The sequence below is a fragment of the Pseudomonas sp. WHRI 8519 genome (assembly GCF_040224055.2).
Lineage (GTDB): Bacteria > Pseudomonadota > Gammaproteobacteria > Pseudomonadales > Pseudomonadaceae > Aquipseudomonas > Aquipseudomonas putida_X.
Genome location: NZ_CP167996.1, coordinates 5,944,809 through 5,965,203 on the forward strand (window position 1 = coordinate 5,944,809; position 20,395 = coordinate 5,965,203).

Sequence of the window (20,395 nt, forward strand, 5' to 3'; positions counted from 1 at the left end):
AAGTTGCTCATCGGTCAAATCAGGTTGTCATTTTCCAGACCTGAACCGCTTCGACCGTGATTCAGGACAACAGCGCCCTCGGGGATCAGTAAAAATGCGTGCGTCACTGTTTACCGCTCTTCCATTCGCCTTTGCCGCCACTTTCGTACAAGCACAAACCTTGCCCGAAGCCATGCAGAAAGCCCTCGAGGTTCATCCGGAGATCCAGGCGGGTGTCAACGCCCGGGTGGCAGCCGATTACCAGTTGCGTGCAGCCCAGGGCGGCTATTTGCCGCGGGTAGACGTAACCGCTGGTTACGGACGTGAGGGGACTGACAGCCCTAGTACCGGCAACCGTTGGGAAACCCTCAATCGCGGTGAGTCAGCAATCCGTCTTCGCCAAATGGTTTTTGACGGTTTTGCCACTTCCAGTGAAGTAGGCCGTCAACAAGCCACCGTTAATGCACGCGCCTACTCGCTGATGGACACCTCGGAGCGCACCGCGCTCGACGTGGCTCAAGTTTATCTGGACGTGCTGTCGCGCCGCGAGATGGTCCGCCTTGCTGAGGAAAACCTGCGCAACCACGAACGCATCCTAGACCAGATCAAGCTACGTACCAGCCGTGGTGTTGGCCGTCTGGCAGACCTTGATCAGGCCGAAGCCCGTTTGGCTCAAGCGCGCAACAACTTGATCACCGAGCAGACCAACCTTGCCGATGCCAACACCAACTTCCTCAGCGTGGTAGGCCAGATGCCGGATGAGCTGAGCGCCCCGGCGCCTTTCATCGACCTGCTGCCGGCGACTCTGGAAGAAGCGCGCGCGCAGATGGTAGAAAGCAGCCCAGTACTGCGCTCGGCAGAGTCGGACATCGCCGCGGCAGAAAAACAGTACGACGCAGCGAAGTCGAGCTTCTATCCGCGCTTCGATGCAGAACTCGGACGAACGGCCGATAACAACATTGATGGCACTGTCGGCCATAACAATGAGTGGCAGGCCATGCTGCGCATGAACTTCAACCTGTACGCCGGCGGCAGCAACAAGGCTGACCTGGAGTCCAAGTCATACTTGGCCAACCAGGCGCTGGATATTCGCAATAACGCCCTGCGCCAGCTCAACGAAGAACTGGGCCTGGCATGGAATGCGCAAGAGAACGCCAACGCCCAGCTGCCAATCGCCCAGCAATACGTCGATCACAGCAACCGGGTGCGCAGCGCTTACCAGCAGCAGTTCAGCCTTGGCGAACGCACGCTGCTCGACTTGCTCGACAGTGAAAATGAAACCTTCACTGCTCAGCGCCGTCTGGTTGAGGTGAAGAACATACAATTGTTTACTCAATACCGAATCAAGGCGACCATTGGCCAACTGCTCAAGAGCCAGGGTGTCGTAGCACCGATGGCCACCGTTGTGCAGAATGACGTGAAACCGCGAGTGAACCTGCCAGGCATGAACTGAGCCGCACTCGCATCATCTACCCGCAAGGATGAAGAGAGCGCCGCGTGGAATCCGAAGTCAGTCGAGTGAACCTCAGCCACGATCCACGCAGTCAGCACGATGATCCGTTGCTGGATAGTCTGCTGACCCTGTGTGTTCTGCATCAGAAGCCTGCAAGCAGGGCCATGCTGACTACCGGCCTGCCCTTGCCGGCCCAGCGCCTGAGCCCCGATCTGCTGCCTCGCGCCGCTGCCCGTGCCGGGCTGCAAGGGCGGTTACTTCAGCGCAAGCTGGAGCAGATCCCGAGCATCGCCATGCCGGCCATGTTGCTGCTCAAAGAGGGCCGCAGCGCTGTGCTGGTGGGCTGGGAAAACGAAGACACCGCCCGCTTGCTGCTCAGTGAAAGCGACGGCGGTGAGATGCTGGTGAGCCGCGAGGCGCTGCAGGGCGACTACAGCGGCAAAGTGTTCTTCGCCCAGCCGCAGCACAAGTTCGATGTGAACCACGGCAATCTCATCCCGCGCGCCCGCTCGTGGTTCCGCGACACGCTGATGCGCAGCAAGTGGCTGTACATCGACGCCATCGCTGCCAGCCTGGTGATCAACCTGATTGCGCTGGCTGCGCCTTTGTTCGTGATGAATGTGTACGACCGGGTGGTTCCCAACCAGGCCACGTCGACGCTATGGGTGCTGGCGGTAGGCATTGGCTTTGCCTACATATTCGATCTGATTCTCAAAGGCTTGCGCGGCCTCTGTCTGGATCTTGCAGGCAAGAAGACCGATCTGATCATTTCAGCGACGCTGTTCGAGCGGATCGTCGGCATGTCGATGAAGTATCGCCCTGCGCGAGTCGGCAGCTTTGCCCAGAACATCCATGAATTCCAAGGCCTGCGCGACTTCCTCGCTTCGCTCACATTGACCACCCTGATCGATCTGCCGTTCACCCTGCTGATCCTGCTTGTCATCGCCATCATCGGCGGGCATCTGGTATGGATCCCGATCCTGGCCTTCCCGCTTGCATTGGGCATCGGCTATGCACTGCAGAAGCCGCTGATGGCGACCATGGAGCGCACCATGGCGCTGGCATCGGAGCGCCAGTCCAGCCTGATCGAAACGCTGGCCGGCCTGGACGCAGTCAAGGTCAACAACGCCGAGAGCGAACGCCAGTACATGTGGGAGCAGACACTTGGCACCCTCAGCCGCCTCGAACTGCGCGTCAAGGTGCTGTCGAGCCTGGCCATGAACATCACCTTGCTCATCCAGCAGCTGGCGGGCGTGGCGATGATCTGCGTTGGGGTTTACCTGATCATCGACGGCAACCTGAGCATGGGCGGCCTGGTCGCCTGCTACATGCTCAGCGGGCGCGCCCTCGGCCCGCTGAGCTCGCTCAACGGGTTGCTGGCCCGCTACCAGCAGGCCAAGGTGACCATGGTGGCCACCGACCAGATGATGGAGCTACCGCAGGAGCGCAATTTCGAAGAGCGTCCGCTGAGCCGTCAGGTGCTGCAGGGCGCGGTCGAATTCCGGGGGGTAGATTTCACCTACCCCAATCAGCAGAACATGGCGCTCAAAGGTATCAACCTGAACATCCGCCCGGGGGAGAAGGTCGGCATCATCGGGCGCAGCGGCTCGGGCAAAAGCTCGCTGGCAAAGCTGATCGTCGGCCTGTACGAGGCAGACAATGGCTCCTTGCTGGTCGATGGCGTAGACATCCGCCAGATCGACGTCAGTGAGTTGCGCCATAACGTCGGCTATGTCCCGCAAGACATTCAATTGCTGGCAGGCACCTTGCGCGACAATCTTGTCAGCGGTGCCCGCTACATTGAAGACGAACTGATCCTGCAAGCTGCCGAGCTGGCCGGCGTGCATGAATTCGCTCGCCTGCACCCCGACGGCTACGAACTGCAGGTTGGCGAACGCGGCCAGAACCTTTCCGGTGGGCAGCGGCAGAACGTCGCCCTGGCCCGGGCGCTGCTGCTCAACCCGCAGATCCTGCTATTGGACGAGCCCACCAGTGCCATGGACAACACCGGTGAAGAACGCCTCAAGCAGCGCCTGGCTGCCGTCATCGAAGGCAAGACCGTTTTGCTGGTCACCCACCGGGCGTCCTTGCTGTCGCTGGTGGACCGGTTGATCGTCATCGACCGAGGACAGATTGTTGCGGATGGCCCGAAAGCCGCCGTCATGGATGCGCTGAAAAAGGGGCAGATCAGTGTTGCATAAGCTGGATATAGGGCGTTTCAAGGACAGCCTGCGCCGTTACTTCAAAGGCTCGGAATCCCTTGCCGGGCAACCGCTGCCCGAGGTCAACAAAGCGCTGATCGAAGACGCACCGCGCATCGTGCGCCTGACCATCTGGGGCATCATCGCCTTCTTCCTGGTCATGATCGTCTGGGCCAGCGTGGCTCCCATCGATGAAGTTACCCGCGGTGAAGGCAAGGCCATTCCATCCTCCAAAGTGCAGAAAATTCAGAACCTGGAAGGGGGCATCGTCGCGCAGATCTATGCCAAGGAGGGGCAGATCGTCGAAGTCGGTGAGCCATTGCTGCGGCTGGACGAAACACGCTTCGCGTCCAACGTTGGTGAAACCGAAGCCGATCGTCTGGCGATGGCCCTGCGGGTGCAGCGCCTGAGCGCAGAAGTGGACGACAAGCCGCTACAAATCGATGAAGAGCTGCGCAAGGCCGCACCGAACCAGGCCGCCAGCGAGCAGTCGCTGTATCAGAGCCGGCGTCAGCAACTGCATGATGAGATCAGCGGCCTGGAACAGCAACTGGTGCAGAAACAGCAGGAACTGCGCGAGTTCACCTCCAAGCGGGCACAGTACGCCAACAGCCTGCAGTTGCTGCGCCAGGAAATTGCCATGTCCGAGCCGCTGGTGGCCCAAGGCGCTATCTCCCAGGTGGAAGTGCTACGTTTGCGCCGCGCAGAAGTAGAGAACCGCGGGCAGATGGACTCCACCGCACTGGCGATTCCGCGCGCCGAAGCGGCTATCAAGGAAGTGCAAAGCAAGATTGAAGAAACCCGCGGCAAGTTTCGCAGCGAGGCGCTGACCCAGCTCAACGAGGCACGTACCGAGTTGAACAAGGCCACCGCCACGGGCAAGGCGCTGGATGACCGGGTCAACCGCACAATGGTCAGCTCACCGGTACGCGGCATCGTCAAGCAGCTGCTGGTAAACACTGTCGGTGGCGTGATCCAGCCCGGCAGCGATATCGTCGAGATCGTGCCGCTGGATGACAGCCTCGTAGTCGAGGCGAAGATCCTGCCCAAGGACATCGCATTCTTGCACCCTGGCCAAGAAGCGACGGTCAAGTTCACAGCCTACGACTACACCATATACGGCGGTTTGAAGGCCACGCTGGAGCAGATCGGTGCCGACACCATCACCGATGAAGACAAGAAGACCACGTACTATCTGATCAAGCTGCGCACGGAAAAAAGCCACTTGGGCACCGACGAGAAACCTTTGCTGATCATCCCGGGAATGGTAGCGACGGTGGATATCATGACCGGCAAGAAGACCATCATGAGCTACCTGCTAAAACCGATCATGAAGGCCCGCTCTGAAGCCCTGCGCGAACGCTGACTGTCACACGTGCAGCACCTGAGGTGGGTGCTGCACGTGCTCTCTCTGGCGCAGTCAGCGCCACGGGGCGGGCTCACCCACCAACTGCCCCTGAATACCTTGAACCTCCATTTCCAGTAGTACCTGACGCTCTCCTTCGGTCTCGACCCGTTCGGCAATCAGCGGCAGATCAATACTGTGCGCTGCCCGCTGAATGGCTTCGATGAACAAACGCTTGTGTTGCTCGTGGTCGATATTGCGGATGTAGCTTCCATCGATCTTCAGGTACGCCAGGCCCAAGTGCGCCAGGTTGCCGATCATGCTGAAGCGGCCACCAAAACGCTGCAGCGCCAGCCCGAAACCAAGCCCGTGCAAGCGTCGAGTCAACTGCTCGAGCACGGCTTGCGCAGGCAATTGCTCCTCACCGATTTCCAGGACCAGACGCGGCCCCAGTGCAGTGTATTGCCCAAGCAGATCGTATACCCGCTGCAGAGCGTTGGGGTCGGCCAAGGTCGCAGCCGACAGGTTGAGCGCAAGCACCTGATCATGGCTACGCAGGTGCGCCAGCACTTTTTCAAGCACCAGAACATCCAGCCGCGGCATCCAGCCAAAGCGCTCCAGCCACGGCAGAAAGCGGCCGGCCGGGACTGCCTCGCCGTCATCATCGTGCAGCCGTGAAATGACTTTGTAGTGCAGTACGCAGTGCACGTCCTTGCAATCCACAACCGGTTGGAAGAACAGTTCGAACTGGCCGTTGACGAAGGCTTGTTCAAGCCGCGTGTGCCAGTCGTGATGGCTATCGCCAGCAATAGCCGCGGCACCTTGCTCAAGGCAAACCCAGCCGGGTGTCGGCTGGTTTTCAGCCCGGGCCAGGGCCTCATCGGCAAGTTTCAACAGCGCTTGCGGCGCATCGCCCGGGCTGAATGGCGCAAGGCCGATACAAGCTACCGGGTCGACATCGGTGGCGCCGGTCTCGTGCAGGCTCTGTAGCGTCGCCTCCAGGGCCTGGGCAAGCTGTACTGCCTCTTCGTGCACCATGCCTGGGGCAAGCACAGCGAACTCACCGCCACGGCTGCGGGAAATCAGGTCGTTGGTCTCCGGGAACTTGGCACAGGTACGCTGCAGCTGTACGCCGACCGCCTGCAACAGCTGGTCGGTTCGTTGGCCCCCCAAGCGGGCGTTGAGGCCTGTGAGGTCCTGAACACGCAACAACAGCAGGTAACCGGCCCTCGCCTCTTCAAGGTTGCTGACTCGGGTATTGAGCTGCATTTCAAAGTACCGGCGGTTGGAAAGCCCGGTCAGGCTGTCCTGATACGACTCGGTACGTAGCCGCTCGCTGCGCTCAGCCTGCTCGTTGAACAAGGCCTTGAGCTTCTCGACCATCTGGTTCATGGCTTGCACCACACGACGCAACTCGGGCGTGCGCGGCAGCTCAGGCAGGCTGAGGAACTCGCGGCGGGCGATGGCGTGTGACTGCTCGACCATGTAGTCCAGCGGCCGCAATTGGCGACGTAACAGCAAGGCTCCGAGTACCGCGCTGGCTGCGCCGCAGAGCAGCAGCCAGCCCAGGCTGCCCAAAGCGCTCTGCCAGAGTTTGGAGATGGCGAACATCGGGTGGCTGATAACTTCGACACGCGCAGCCTGTTGCCAGCCCCGGCTGACGATGGCATCACCGCCGGCGGCTTCGAGGCCGATCAAGTGGATGAACCACGCAGGAACACCACCAGGGTCCGGCTCGGCGTGACGCTCCACCAGCACCGCATTCGAGCCCAGGTCGACGACCTTGATGCTCGAATAATAGCCACTGTCAAAGATCGAGCTGACCATCAGCTCTACCATCGCCGGGTCATCAATGTTCGGCGTCAACGAAAGCGCCAGCGCCGTGGCAGCATCCTGGGCGTGTGAGCGCAGCTGGTTGACGTACTGGCTGCGTGAACTCTCCAGGCTGACCATGAAGCTGCCGCTGAACGCGACCACCAGGAACAGGCAAATGGCCAACAGCAATTGTTTGAACAGTGACATCTGTGCTCCTTCAGTAAACCGGTTCGGCCGGGAACCCTTCGGCCTGCATTTTCTTTAGCAAGTCCTGCCAGCGGGACAAACGCTTGGTGTCACCGACTTTCTTGTTACCCGCAGCCCCGGTCAACCAGAGGCCTTCACCATTGAAGGCGTAGACCGGCAAGAGGTCAGTACGCTGGCTAGCCGGCTTGATCGCGTCCATCAAGCTATCGAGTACCAGCGGCTGGGCTTGTGGGCTTGAATAATAGGTCAGCACCATGTGCGCGCGATTCTGGCGCAAGGCCTTGACGTAGGTGATGCGCAGCTTTTCACTTGGAATGCCCATGCGTCGCAGGCTGAAATATTTGGCGATAGCATAGTCTTCACAATCGCCAGCGCCCTTGATCAAGGCCTGAATGGGCGTGGCCCAATAGTCGACTTCATGCCATAGGTCGATGTCTTCGACATAGCGCAACTGCTGGTTGAAAAACTGGTTGGCTGCCTGCAAGCGTTGTAGCTCGGAGCCTTGGTTTTGAGTGGCCATCATCCTCTGCCAGGCATCGATGCGACCTTTGCCAGCGCCCAGTGGGCCATACAGGGTCTGCGACTTGCGACTGATCTCGGAAAAATCCCAATCCGCACGCAAACCGCCCAGCAGCAAGCTGCCCAGCAAAACGGCAAGGCCGATACGTCGCGCGGCGGTTTTGATTACCGAGGGTATCGCCACTGCGAAGACCTGCTCAGACCAGTCGAAAGCAGCGATGGTGCGGCCTGTCAGCATAAAAAACAATGGCATCCTGCAATCATCCCTCCGGTGGTCGGGCGCGCAAAACTTTCCAGCTAATGCTTTGTATATGTCGCTTCCTTTGCCAGGCTTCTTCCTCCACCATATCTTATGGCCTTGTTTTCGCTCGCCCCACTGAGGGCGCTGGTTTGACAAAGGCCCTTGCCAGTTACTAGTGTCATTGGATCCAACTTTAGTCGTCGAGGCAGACTTCGCGTGGCCGAGAAAATCAAACTCAGCAATGTGCTGGCGAGCGAACAGCTACCGGCAAACCTGGCTCGTGGCGTGATCGAAGAACGCTTACGCAGCGCTATACTCGATGGCCGCCTGCCGCCTGGTACCGCCGTGCGTCAACAAGAACTGGCTACCCTGTATGGCGTCAGCCGCATGCCTGTGCGTGAGGCGCTGCGCCAGCTGGAAGCGCAGTCATTGCTCAAGGTGGAGATGCACAAGGGCGCGGTTGTGGCACCCTTGATTGGCGAAGATGCGGTCGACAGTTATGCATTGCGGGTTCTGCTGGAGTCCGAAGCGCTGCGCCAATCCATTCCCCTGCTAGATGCCGATGATATCGCCCGCGCACGTGGTTACATCCGGCAATTGGAAAGTGAGACTCGCCACGCCGAAATCGGCCGCCTCAACCGGCTATTCCACATGGCCTTGTACTGCAAGGCTCAGAACCAGAAACTCCTGCACCTGATCGAGAACGAGCTCAACGAAGAGGAGCGCTTCTTGCGTTTTCATCTGTCGTCGATGGGGCTGGGCAAGCTGACCCAGGACGATCACAACGCACTGGCGGATGCCGCCAGCGACAAGCTGGTCGATGAGGCCGTGAGGGTGTTGGAGCAGCATCTGAACAATGGCGCGCGGGTTATCAGGAATTACCTGGACAAGCAGGCCGCTCAGTAAGCAGGGCTTGCACATGACGTTTGCCAACACGCTTTAGCGAATACCGCAGCAGGCTGGTTATCTGGCTGCCCAGCGGTTGCAGGCACGACGCATGGCGGAGCTACGCGCATACCCGGAAAAGACAAAGCCCCTGTCTGCAGCGCAGACAGGGGCTTTGGATTTGAATCTTGACGATGACCTACTCTCACATGGGGAGACCCCACACTACCATCGGCGATGCATCGTTTCACTGCTGAGTTCGGGATGGGATCAGGTGGTTCCAATGCTCTATGGTCGTCAAGAAATTCTGTGTGCCGGTCCGTCCTGTGGACGTACCCGCGAATCTCTATGGTTCCTACTTAAAGACAAAACCCCTACCTGCTCGCGCAGATAGGGGTTTTGCGAAATGAATCTTGACGATGACCTACTCTCACATGGGGAAACCCCACACTACCATCGGCGATGCATCGTTTCACTACTGAGTTCGGGATGGGATCAGGTGGTTCCAATGCTCTATGGTCGTCAAGAAATTCTGTAGCCAGAATGTCCAGATGGACAGCCCAGCGAATCCGGATATGCGATATTTGTGGTTCGTTGCGAACTTTCGGTTCGTATCATCTTCACCACCACAATCTGCAGAAGCAAATTGCTTGGGTGTTATATGGTCAAGCCTCACGGGCAATTAGTATTGGTTAGCTCAACGCCTCACAGCGCTTACACACCCAACCTATCAACGTCGTAGTCTTCGACGGCCCTTTAGGGGATTCAAGATCCCAGTGAGATCTCATCTTGAGGCAAGTTTCCCGCTTAGATGCTTTCAGCGGTTATCTCTTCCGAACATAGCTACCCGGCAATGCCACTGGCGTGACAACCGGAACACCAGAGGTTCGTCCACTCCGGTCCTCTCGTACTAGGAGCAGCCCCTCTCAAATCTCAAACGTCCACGGCAGATAGGGACCGAACTGTCTCACGACGTTCTAAACCCAGCTCGCGTACCACTTTAAATGGCGAACAGCCATACCCTTGGGACCGGCTTCAGCCCCAGGATGTGATGAGCCGACATCGAGGTGCCAAACACCGCCGTCGATATGAACTCTTGGGCGGTATCAGCCTGTTATCCCCGGAGTACCTTTTATCCGTTGAGCGATGGCCCTTCCATACAGAACCACCGGATCACTAAGACCTACTTTCGTACCTGCTCGACGTGTTTGTCTCGCAGTCAAGCGCGCTTTTGCCTTTATACTCTACGACCGATTTCCGACCGGTCTGAGCGCACCTTCGTACTCCTCCGTTACTCTTTGGGAGGAGACCGCCCCAGTCAAACTACCCACCATACACTGTCCTCGATCCGGATAACGGACCTGAGTTAGAACCTCAAAGTTGCCAGGGTGGTATTTCAAGGATGGCTCCATGAGAACTGGCGTCCCCACTTCAAAGCCTCCCACCTATCCTACACAAGCAAATTCAAAGTCCAGTGCAAAGCTATAGTAAAGGTTCACGGGGTCTTTCCGTCTAGCCGCGGATACACTGCATCTTCACAGCGATTTCAATTTCACTGAGTCTCGGGTGGAGACAGCGCCGCCATCGTTACGCCATTCGTGCAGGTCGGAACTTACCCGACAAGGAATTTCGCTACCTTAGGACCGTTATAGTTACGGCCGCCGTTTACCGGGGCTTCGATCAAGAGCTTCGCTTGCGCTAACCCCATCAATTAACCTTCCGGCACCGGGCAGGCGTCACACCCTATACGTCCACTTTCGTGTTTGCAGAGTGCTGTGTTTTTAATAAACAGTCGCAGCGGCCTGGTATCTTCGACCGGCATGAGCTTACGGAGCAAGTCCTTCACCCTCACCGGCGCACCTTCTCCCGAAGTTACGGTGCCATTTTGCCTAGTTCCTTCACCCGAGTTCTCTCAAGCGCCTTGGTATTCTCTACCTAACCACCTGTGTCGGTTTGGGGTACGGTTCCCAGTTATCTGAAGCTTAGGAGCTTTTCTTGGAAGCATGGCATCAACCACTTCGTCGCCTAAAGGCAACTCGTCATCAGCTCTCGGCCTTGAGATCCCGGATTTGCCTAAGATCTCAGCCTACCACCTTAAACTTGGACAACCAACGCCAAGCTGGCCTAGCCTTCTCCGTCCCTCCATCGCAATAACTGGAAGTACAGGAATATTAACCTGTTTTCCATCGACTACGCTTTTCAGCCTCGCCTTAGGGACCGACTAACCCTGCGTCGATTAACGTTGCGCAGGAAACCTTGGTCTTTCGGCGTGCGAGTTTTTCACTCGCATTGTCGTTACTCATGTCAGCATTCGCACTTCTGATACCTCCAGCAAGCTTCTCAACTCACCTTCACAGGCTTACAGAACGCTCCTCTACCGCATCACCAAAGGTGATACCCGTAGCTTCGGTGCATGGTTTGAGCCCCGTTACATCTTCCGCGCAGGCCGACTCGACTAGTGAGCTATTACGCTTTCTTTAAAGGGTGGCTGCTTCTAAGCCAACCTCCTAGCTGTCTAAGCCTTCCCACATCGTTTCCCACTTAACCATGACTTTGGGACCTTAGCTGACGGTCTGGGTTGTTTCCCTTTTCACGACGGACGTTAGCACCCGCCGTGTGTCTCCCATGCTCGGCACTTGTAGGTATTCGGAGTTTGCATCGGTTTGGTAAGTCGGGATGACCCCCTAGCCGAAACAGTGCTCTACCCCCTACAGTGATACATGAGGCGCTACCTAAATAGCTTTCGAGGAGAACCAGCTATCTCCGAGCTTGATTAGCCTTTCACTCCGATCCACAGGTCATCCGCTAACTTTTCAACGGTAGTCGGTTCGGTCCTCCAGTCAGTGTTACCTAACCTTCAACCTGCCCATGGATAGATCGCCCGGTTTCGGGTCTATACCCAGCGACTAAACGCCCTATTAAGACTCGCTTTCGCTACGCCTCCCCTATTCGGTTAAGCTCGCCACTGAATATAAGTCGCTGACCCATTATACAAAAGGTACGCAGTCACCTAACAAAGTAGGCTCCCACTGCTTGTACGCATACGGTTTCAGGTTCTATTTCACTCCCCTCTCCGGGGTTCTTTTCGCCTTTCCCTCACGGTACTGGTTCACTATCGGTCAGTCAGTAGTATTTAGCCTTGGAGGATGGTCCCCCCATGTTCAGACAAAGTTTCTCGTGCTCCGTCCTACTCGATTTCATTGATAAGAGATTTTCGTGTACGGGGCTATCACCCACTATGGCCGCACTTTCCAGAGCGTTCCACTAATCTCAAACCAACTTAAGGGCTGGTCCCCGTTCGCTCGCCACTACTAAGGGAATCTCGGTTGATTTCTTTTCCTCAGGGTACTTAGATGTTTCAGTTCCCCTGGTTCGCCTCTTGCACCTATGTATTCAGTACAAGATACTCAGCTTATGCTGAGTGGGTTCCCCCATTCAGAGATCTCTGGATCACAGTCTGTTTGCCGACTCCCCAAAGCTTATCGCAGGCTACCACGTCTTTCATCGCCTCTGACTGCCAAGGCATCCACCGTATGCGCTTCTTCACTTGACCATATAACCCCAAGCAATCTGGTTATACTGTGAAGACGACATTCGCCGAAAATTCGCATGTTGCTCTTTCGAGCAGAACTCACAAATTTTACCTTAGCCTGATCCACCAGCAGTGAAACTGGTGTTCAGTCTATTTCTATCACATATCCGAATTTTTAAAGAACGATCTGACAAAAGCCAGAAATCAACATTCATCACCGAATGTTCATTTCTAAGTTCTGAAAGCTGTACAACCTGAAAGAGTGGTGGAGCCAAGCGGGATCGAACCGCTGACCTCCTGCGTGCAAGGCAGGCGCTCTCCCAGCTGAGCTATGGCCCCGTATTTTCTAGGCCGCACCAAGTAATTGGTAGGTCTGGGCAGATTTGAACTGCCGACCTCACCCTTATCAGGGGTGCGCTCTAACCAACTGAGCTACAGACCTATAACAGGGTCGCGTTACAGCATCGTCTTTATACAAAGAATCAAGCAATTCGTGTGGGAGCTCATCAGCAGGCTGATGTCGTCGATTAAGGAGGTGATCCAGCCGCAGGTTCCCCTACGGCTACCTTGTTACGACTTCACCCCAGTCATGAATCACACCGTGGTAACCGTCCTCCCGAAGGTTAGACTAGCTACTTCTGGTGCAACCCACTCCCATGGTGTGACGGGCGGTGTGTACAAGGCCCGGGAACGTATTCACCGCGACATTCTGATTCGCGATTACTAGCGATTCCGACTTCACGCAGTCGAGTTGCAGACTGCGATCCGGACTACGATCGGTTTTGTGAGATTAGCTCCACCTCGCGGCTTGGCAACCCTCTGTACCGACCATTGTAGCACGTGTGTAGCCCAGGCCGTAAGGGCCATGATGACTTGACGTCATCCCCACCTTCCTCCGGTTTGTCACCGGCAGTCTCCTTAGAGTGCCCACCATAACGTGCTGGTAACTAAGGACAAGGGTTGCGCTCGTTACGGGACTTAACCCAACATCTCACGACACGAGCTGACGACAGCCATGCAGCACCTGTGTCAGAGTTCCCGAAGGCACCAATCCATCTCTGGAAAGTTCTCTGCATGTCAAGGCCTGGTAAGGTTCTTCGCGTTGCTTCGAATTAAACCACATGCTCCACCGCTTGTGCGGGCCCCCGTCAATTCATTTGAGTTTTAACCTTGCGGCCGTACTCCCCAGGCGGTCAACTTAATGCGTTAGCTGCGCCACTAAAATCTCAAGGATTCCAACGGCTAGTTGACATCGTTTACGGCGTGGACTACCAGGGTATCTAATCCTGTTTGCTCCCCACGCTTTCGCACCTCAGTGTCAGTATCAGTCCAGGTGGTCGCCTTCGCCACTGGTGTTCCTTCCTATATCTACGCATTTCACCGCTACACAGGAAATTCCACCACCCTCTACCGTACTCTAGCTTGCCAGTTTTGGATGCAGTTCCCAGGTTGAGCCCGGGGCTTTCACATCCAACTTAACAAACCACCTACGCGCGCTTTACGCCCAGTAATTCCGATTAACGCTTGCACCCTCTGTATTACCGCGGCTGCTGGCACAGAGTTAGCCGGTGCTTATTCTGTCGGTAACGTCAAAACACTAACGTATTAGGTTAATGCCCTTCCTCCCAACTTAAAGTGCTTTACAATCCGAAGACCTTCTTCACACACGCGGCATGGCTGGATCAGGCTTTCGCCCATTGTCCAATATTCCCCACTGCTGCCTCCCGTAGGAGTCTGGACCGTGTCTCAGTTCCAGTGTGACTGATCATCCTCTCAGACCAGTTACGGATCGTCGCCTTGGTGAGCCATTACCCCACCAACTAGCTAATCCGACCTAGGCTCATCTGATAGCGCAAGGCCCGAAGGTCCCCTGCTTTCTCCCGTAGGACGTATGCGGTATTAGCGTTCCTTTCGAAACGTTGTCCCCCACTACCAGGCAGATTCCTAGGCATTACTCACCCGTCCGCCGCTGAATCAAGGAGCAAGCTCCCGTCATCCGCTCGACTTGCATGTGTTAGGCCTGCCGCCAGCGTTCAATCTGAGCCATGATCAAACTCTTCAGTTCAATACTGCTTGGGTTTTTAAGAAACCCTAAACTTGGCTCAGCAATCTCAAATGACTATGTGATTTCTCGCATGGTCACTTGTGATGCTGATAATCTTTTTGACTATCAGTCCGTACTCACAAGCACCCACACGAATTGCTTGATTCAATTTGTTAAAGAGCGTTTGGTTAAGCGCTTTTCGTCTCAACCGAGGCGCGCATTCTACGCTTTCCTCAGAGCCTGTCAAGCGTTTATTTTGAAGTTTTTTGCGAGAAACTCGTTTAGCTTCAAACACTTGGCTCGCTTCGATCTCTCGTCGCGGGAGGTGAATAATACAGCATTCGAAAACACTGTCAACCACCTTTTTTACGCTGCTAATCTGTCTTTCGATCAGGCCAGCAAGAAGCTTCAGCTTCTACTTAAAGACAAAACCCCTACCTGCTCGCGCAGATAGGGGTTTTGCGAAATGAATCTTGACGATGACCTACTCTCACATGGGGAAACCCCACACTACCATCGGCGATGCATCGTTTCACTACTGAGTTCGGGATGGGATCAGGTGGTTCCAATGCTCTATGGTCGTCAAGAAATTCTGTAGCCAGAATGCCCAGATGGACAGCCCAGCGAATCCGGATATGCGATATGTGTGGTTCGTTGCGAACTTTCGGTTCGTATCATCTTCACCACCGCAATCTGCAGAAGCAAATTGCTTGGGTGTTATATGGTCAAGCCTCACGGGCAATTAGTATTGGTTAGCTCAACGCCTCACAGCGCTTACACACCCAACCTATCAACGTCGTAGTCTTCGACGGCCCTTTAGGGGATTCAAGATCCCAGTGAGATCTCATCTTGAGGCAAGTTTCCCGCTTAGATGCTTTCAGCGGTTATCTCTTCCGAACATAGCTACCCGGCAATGCCACTGGCGTGACAACCGGAACACCAGAGGTTCGTCCACTCCGGTCCTCTCGTACTAGGAGCAGCCCCTCTCAAATCTCAAACGTCCACGGCAGATAGGGACCGAACTGTCTCACGACGTTCTAAACCCAGCTCGCGTACCACTTTAAATGGCGAACAGCCATACCCTTGGGACCGGCTTCAGCCCCAGGATGTGATGAGCCGACATCGAGGTGCCAAACACCGCCGTCGATATGAACTCTTGGGCGGTATCAGCCTGTTATCCCCGGAGTACCTTTTATCCGTTGAGCGATGGCCCTTCCATACAGAACCACCGGATCACTAAGACCTACTTTCGTACCTGCTCGACGTGTTTGTCTCGCAGTCAAGCGCGCTTTTGCCTTTATACTCTACGACCGATTTCCGACCGGTCTGAGCGCACCTTCGTACTCCTCCGTTACTCTTTGGGAGGAGACCGCCCCAGTCAAACTACCCACCATACACTGTCCTCGATCCGGATAACGGACCTGAGTTAGAACCTCAAAGTTGCCAGGGTGGTATTTCAAGGATGGCTCCATGAGAACTGGCGTCCCCACTTCAAAGCCTCCCACCTATCCTACACAAGCAAATTCAAAGTCCAGTGCAAAGCTATAGTAAAGGTTCACGGGGTCTTTCCGTCTAGCCGCGGATACACTGCATCTTCACAGCGATTTCAATTTCACTGAGTCTCGGGTGGAGACAGCGCCGCCATCGTTACGCCATTCGTGCAGGTCGGAACTTACCCGACAAGGAATTTCGCTACCTTAGGACCGTTATAGTTACGGCCGCCGTTTACCGGGGCTTCGATCAAGAGCTTCGCTTGCGCTAACCCCATCAATTAACCTTCCGGCACCGGGCAGGCGTCACACCCTATACGTCCACTTTCGTGTTTGCAGAGTGCTGTGTTTTTAATAAACAGTCGCAGCGGCCTGGTATCTTCGACCGGCATGAGCTTACGGAGCAAGTCCTTCACCCTCACCGGCGCACCTTCTCCCGAAGTTACGGTGCCATTTTGCCTAGTTCCTTCACCCGAGTTCTCTCAAGCGCCTTGGTATTCTCTACCTAACCACCTGTGTCGGTTTGGGGTACGGTTCCCAGTTATCTGAAGCTTAGGAGCTTTTCTTGGAAGCATGGCATCAACCACTTCGTCGCCTAAAGGCAACTCGTCATCAGCTCTCGGCCTTGAGATCCCGGATTTGCCTAAGATCTCAGCCTACCACCTTAAACTTGGACAACCAACGCCAAGCTGGCCTAGCCTTCTCCGTCCCTCCATCGCAATAACTGGAAGTACAGGAATATTAACCTGTTTTCCATCGACTACGCTTTTCAGCCTCGCCTTAGGGACCGACTAACCCTGCGTCGATTAACGTTGCGCAGGAAACCTTGGTCTTTCGGCGTGCGAGTTTTTCACTCGCATTGTCGTTACTCATGTCAGCATTCGCACTTCTGATACCTCCAGCAAGCTTCTCAACTCACCTTCACAGGCTTACAGAACGCTCCTCTACCGCATCACCAAAGGTGATACCCGTAGCTTCGGTGCATGGTTTGAGCCCCGTTACATCTTCCGCGCAGGCCGACTCGACTAGTGAGCTATTACGCTTTCTTTAAAGGGTGGCTGCTTCTAAGCCAACCTCCTAGCTGTCTAAGCCTTCCCACATCGTTTCCCACTTAACCATGACTTTGGGACCTTAGCTGACGGTCTGGGTTGTTTCCCTTTTCACGACGGACGTTAGCACCCGCCGTGTGTCTCCCATGCTCGGCACTTGTAGGTATTCGGAGTTTGCATCGGTTTGGTAAGTCGGGATGACCCCCTAGCCGAAACAGTGCTCTACCCCCTACAGTGATACATGAGGCGCTACCTAAATAGCTTTCGAGGAGAACCAGCTATCTCCGAGCTTGATTAGCCTTTCACTCCGATCCACAGGTCATCCGCTAACTTTTCAACGGTAGTCGGTTCGGTCCTCCAGTCAGTGTTACCTAACCTTCAACCTGCCCATGGATAGATCGCCCGGTTTCGGGTCTATACCCAGCGACTAAACGCCCTATTAAGACTCGCTTTCGCTACGCCTCCCCTATTCGGTTAAGCTCGCCACTGAATATAAGTCGCTGACCCATTATACAAAAGGTACGCAGTCACCTAACAAAGTAGGCTCCCACTGCTTGTACGCATACGGTTTCAGGTTCTATTTCACTCCCCTCTCCGGGGTTCTTTTCGCCTTTCCCTCACGGTACTGGTTCACTATCGGTCAGTCAGTAGTATTTAGCCTTGGAGGATGGTCCCCCCATGTTCAGACAAAGTTTCTCGTGCTCCGTCCTACTCGATTTCATTGATAAGAGATTTTCGTGTACGGGGCTATCACCCACTATGGCCGCACTTTCCAGAGCGTTCCACTAATCTCAAACCAACTTAAGGGCTGGTCCCCGTTCGCTCGCCACTACTAAGGGAATCTCGGTTGATTTCTTTTCCTCAGGGTACTTAGATGTTTCAGTTCCCCTGGTTCGCCTCTTGCACCTATGTATTCAGTACAAGATACTCAGCTTATGCTGAGTGGGTTCCCCCATTCAGAGATCTCTGGATCACAGTCTGTTTGCCGACTCCCCAAAGCTTATCGCAGGCTACCACGTCTTTCATCGCCTCTGACTGCCAAGGCATCCACCGTATGCGCTTCTTCACTTGACCATATAACCCCAAGCAATCTGGTTATACTGTGAAGACGACATTCGCCGAAAATTCGCATGTTGCTCTTTCGAGCAGAACTCACAAATTTTACCTTAGCCTGATCCACCAGCAGTGAAACTGGTGTTCAGTCTATTTCTATCACATATCCGAATTTTTAAAGAACGATCTGACAAAAGCCAGAAATCAACATTCATCACCGAATGTTCATTTCTAAGTTCTGAAAGCTGTACAACCTGAAAGAGTGGTGGAGCCAAGCGGGATCGAACCGCTGACCTCCTGCGTGCAAGGCAGGCGCTCTCCCAGCTGAGCTATGGCCCCGTATTTTCTAGGCCGCACCAAGTAATTGGTAGGTCTGGGCAGATTTGAACTGCCGACCTCACCCTTATCAGGGGTGCGCTCTAACCAACTGAGCTACAGACCTATAACAGGGTCGCGTTACAGCATCGTCTTTATACAAAGAATCAAGCAATTCGTGTGGGAGCTCATCAGCAGGCTGATGTCGTCGATTAAGGAGGTGATCCAGCCGCAGGTTCCCCTACGGCTACCTTGTTACGACTTCACCCCAGTCATGAATCACACCGTGGTAACCGTCCTCCCGAAGGTTAGACTAGCTACTTCTGGTGCAACCCACTCCCATGGTGTGACGGGCGGTGTGTACAAGGCCCGGGAACGTATTCACCGCGACATTCTGATTCGCGATTACTAGCGATTCCGACTTCACGCAGTCGAGTTGCAGACTGCGATCCGGACTACGATCGGTTTTGTGAGATTAGCTCCACCTCGCGGCTTGGCAACCCTCTGTACCGACCATTGTAGCACGTGTGTAGCCCAGGCCGTAAGGGCCATGATGACTTGACGTCATCCCCACCTTCCTCCGGTTTGTCACCGGCAGTCTCCTTAGAGTGCCCACCATAACGTGCTGGTAACTAAGGACAAGGGTTGCGCTCGTTACGGGACTTAACCCAACATCTCACGACACGAGCTGACGACAGCCATGCAGCACCTGTGTCAGAGTTCCCGAAGGCACCAATCCATCTCTGGAAAGTTCTCTGCATGTCAAGGCCTGGTAAGGTTCTTCGCGTTGCTTCGAATTAAACCACATGCTCCACCGCTTGTGCGGGCCCCCGTCAATTCATTTGAGTTTTAACCTTGCGGCCGTACTCCCCAGGCGGTCAACTTAATGCGTTAGCTGCGCCACTAAAATCTCAAGGATTCCAACGGCTAGTTGACATCGTTTACGGCGTGGACTACCAGGGTATCTAATCCTGTTTGCTCCCCACGCTTTCGCACCTCAGTGTCAGTATCAGTCCAGGTGGTCGCCTTCGCCACTGGTGTTCCTTCCTATATCTACGCATTTCACCGCTACACAGGAAATTCCACCACCCTCTACCGTACTCTAGCTTGCCAGTTTTGGATGCAGTTCCCAGGTTGAGCCCGGGGCTTTCACATCCAACTTAACAAACCACCTACGCGCGCTTTACGCCCAGTAATTCCGATTAACGCTTGCACCCTCTGTATTACCGCGGCTGCTGGCACAGAGTTAGCCGGTGCTTATTCTGTCGGTAACGTCAAAACACTAACGTATTAGGTTAATGCCCTTCCTCCCAACTTAAAGTGCTTTACAATCCGAAGACCTTCTTCACACACGCGGCATGGCTGGATCAGGCTTTCGCCCATTGTCCAATATTCCCCACTGCTGCCTCCCGTAGGAGTCTGGACCGTGTCTCAGTTCCAGTGTGACTGATCATCCTCTCAGACCAGTTACGGATCGTCGCCTTGGTGAGCCATTACCCCACCAACTAGCTAATCCGACCTAGGCTCATCTGATAGCGCAAGGCCCGAAGGTCCCCTGCTTTCTCCCGTAGGACGTATGCGGTATTAGCGTTCCTTTCGAAACGTTGTCCCCCACTACCAGGCAGATTCCTAGGCATTACTCACCCGTCCGCCGCTGAATCAAGGAGCAAGCTCCCGTCATCCGCTCGACTTGCATGTGTTAGGCCTGCCGCCAGCGTTCAATCTGAGCCATGATCAAACTCTTCAGTTCAATACTGCTTGGGTTTTTAAGAAACCCTAAACTTGGCTCAGCAATCTCAAATGACTATGTGATTTCTCGCATGGTCACTTGTGATGCTGATAATCTTTTTGACTATCAGTCCATACTCACAAGCACCCACACGAATTGCTTGATTCGATTTGTTAAAGAGCGTTTGGTTAAGAGCTTTTCGTCTCAACCGAGGCGCGCATTCTACGCTTTCCTCAGAGCCTGTCAAGCGTTTATTTTGAAGTTTTTTGCGAGAAACTCGTTTAGCTTCAAACACTTGGCTCGCTTCGATCTCTCGTAGCGGGAGGCGAATAATACAGCGCTTAAAAGCGCTGTCAACCACCATTTCAACCGCTATCGATCAAATGACCGAAGCACCTCCAGCACTACCTGGATTAAGCAACTCATTGAATTTCAAGGAGTTTCTCGTTCCGACTACGCTGGAAGTGGGGCGCATTATAAGGGGAATCGAGAACACGTCAAGGCTTAATTCCAATAAACTTCACCATCGCTGAGAAGC

The 20,395-nt window shown here is 54.9% G+C and carries 6 protein-coding genes, 4 tRNA genes and 7 rRNA genes; 4 read left to right on the forward strand and 13 right to left on the reverse strand.

All coding sequences use genetic code 11. The annotated features are described in order from the left end of the window. Positions 1-94: 94 nt before the first annotated feature. The 3 genes from ABRP30_RS27140 to ABRP30_RS27150 are packed head-to-tail and all read left to right on the forward strand — an operon-like array spanning position 95 to position 4,999. Complete coding sequence (locus tag ABRP30_RS27140) at positions 95-1,432, forward strand: TolC family outer membrane protein (RefSeq protein WP_267819615.1); 1,338 nt, start codon at positions 95-97, stop codon at positions 1,430-1,432. A 44-nt stretch (positions 1,433-1,476) separates the two neighbouring features. Continuing rightward, positions 1,477-3,633, forward strand: a complete 2,157-nt coding sequence (locus ABRP30_RS27145; RefSeq protein WP_241807202.1) for a type I secretion system permease/ATPase — start codon at positions 1,477-1,479, stop codon at positions 3,631-3,633. After that, entirely contained in the window at positions 3,623-4,999 is a 1,377-nt protein-coding gene (locus ABRP30_RS27150; protein ID WP_241807203.1) for an HlyD family type I secretion periplasmic adaptor subunit, read from the forward strand. The genes ABRP30_RS27145 and ABRP30_RS27150 overlap by 11 nt, the downstream gene beginning before the upstream one ends. A gap of 54 nt (positions 5,000-5,053) precedes the next feature. On the opposite strand, the gene lapD is transcribed toward ABRP30_RS27150, so the two are convergent. Further along, a complete protein-coding gene (lapD, locus tag ABRP30_RS27155; protein ID WP_349976633.1) occupies positions 5,054-7,000 on the reverse strand; it encodes a cyclic di-GMP receptor LapD in 1,947 nt (648 codons plus the stop codon). A 10-nt stretch (positions 7,001-7,010) separates the two neighbouring features. After that, positions 7,011-7,772, reverse strand: a complete 762-nt coding sequence (lapG, locus tag ABRP30_RS27160; protein ID WP_267824136.1) for a cysteine protease LapG — start codon at positions 7,770-7,772, stop codon at positions 7,011-7,013. A 204-nt stretch (positions 7,773-7,976) separates the two neighbouring features. Between lapG and ABRP30_RS27165 the strand changes: the two genes are divergently transcribed. Then, positions 7,977-8,666, forward strand: coding sequence for a GntR family transcriptional regulator (locus tag ABRP30_RS27165; protein ID WP_267819619.1), 690 nt, complete (start codon positions 7,977-7,979; stop codon positions 8,664-8,666). Between the two features lie 165 nt (positions 8,667-8,831). On the opposite strand, the gene rrf (ABRP30_RS27170) is transcribed toward ABRP30_RS27165, so the two are convergent. From rrf (ABRP30_RS27170) to ABRP30_RS27220, 11 genes are all read right to left on the reverse strand, one after another. Continuing rightward, positions 8,832-8,947: ribosomal RNA gene (gene rrf / locus ABRP30_RS27170) — 5S ribosomal RNA — on the reverse strand. A 109-nt stretch (positions 8,948-9,056) separates the two neighbouring features. Next, a 5S ribosomal RNA gene (gene rrf, locus ABRP30_RS27175) occupies positions 9,057-9,172 on the reverse strand. 134 nt (positions 9,173-9,306) lie between these two features. After that, positions 9,307-12,198 (reverse strand): 23S ribosomal RNA (locus ABRP30_RS27180). A gap of 242 nt (positions 12,199-12,440) precedes the next feature. Beyond that, positions 12,441-12,516 (reverse strand) — tRNA-Ala (locus ABRP30_RS27185). Between the two features lie 26 nt (positions 12,517-12,542). Continuing rightward, positions 12,543-12,619, reverse strand: a tRNA-Ile gene (locus tag ABRP30_RS27190). Between the two features lie 86 nt (positions 12,620-12,705). After that, a 16S ribosomal RNA gene (locus ABRP30_RS27195) occupies positions 12,706-14,242 on the reverse strand. 450 nt (positions 14,243-14,692) lie between these two features. Then, a 5S ribosomal RNA gene (gene rrf / locus ABRP30_RS27200) occupies positions 14,693-14,808 on the reverse strand. Between the two features lie 134 nt (positions 14,809-14,942). Next, positions 14,943-17,834: ribosomal RNA gene (locus ABRP30_RS27205) — 23S ribosomal RNA — on the reverse strand. Positions 17,835-18,076: 242 nt separating this feature from the next. Beyond that, positions 18,077-18,152: transfer RNA gene (locus ABRP30_RS27210), tRNA-Ala, on the reverse strand. Positions 18,153-18,178: 26 nt separating this feature from the next. Beyond that, positions 18,179-18,255, reverse strand: a tRNA-Ile gene (locus tag ABRP30_RS27215). Between the two features lie 86 nt (positions 18,256-18,341). Continuing rightward, a 16S ribosomal RNA gene (locus ABRP30_RS27220) occupies positions 18,342-19,878 on the reverse strand. Together the 16S, 23S and 5S rRNA genes with 4 tRNA genes alongside form the textbook arrangement of a ribosomal RNA operon. Positions 19,879-20,395 lie beyond the last annotated feature (517 nt).

Coding starts and splice junctions, on each gene's coding strand:
- ABRP30_RS27140 (WP_267819615.1), top strand. CDS start 95: ATGCGTGCGTCACTGTTTACCGCTCTTCCATTCGCCTTTGCCGCCACT.
- lapD (WP_349976633.1), bottom strand. CDS start 7,000: ATGTCACTGTTCAAACAATTGCTGTTGGCCATTTGCCTGTTCCTGGTG.
- lapG (WP_267824136.1), bottom strand. CDS start 7,772: ATGCCATTGTTTTTTATGCTGACAGGCCGCACCATCGCTGCTTTCGAC.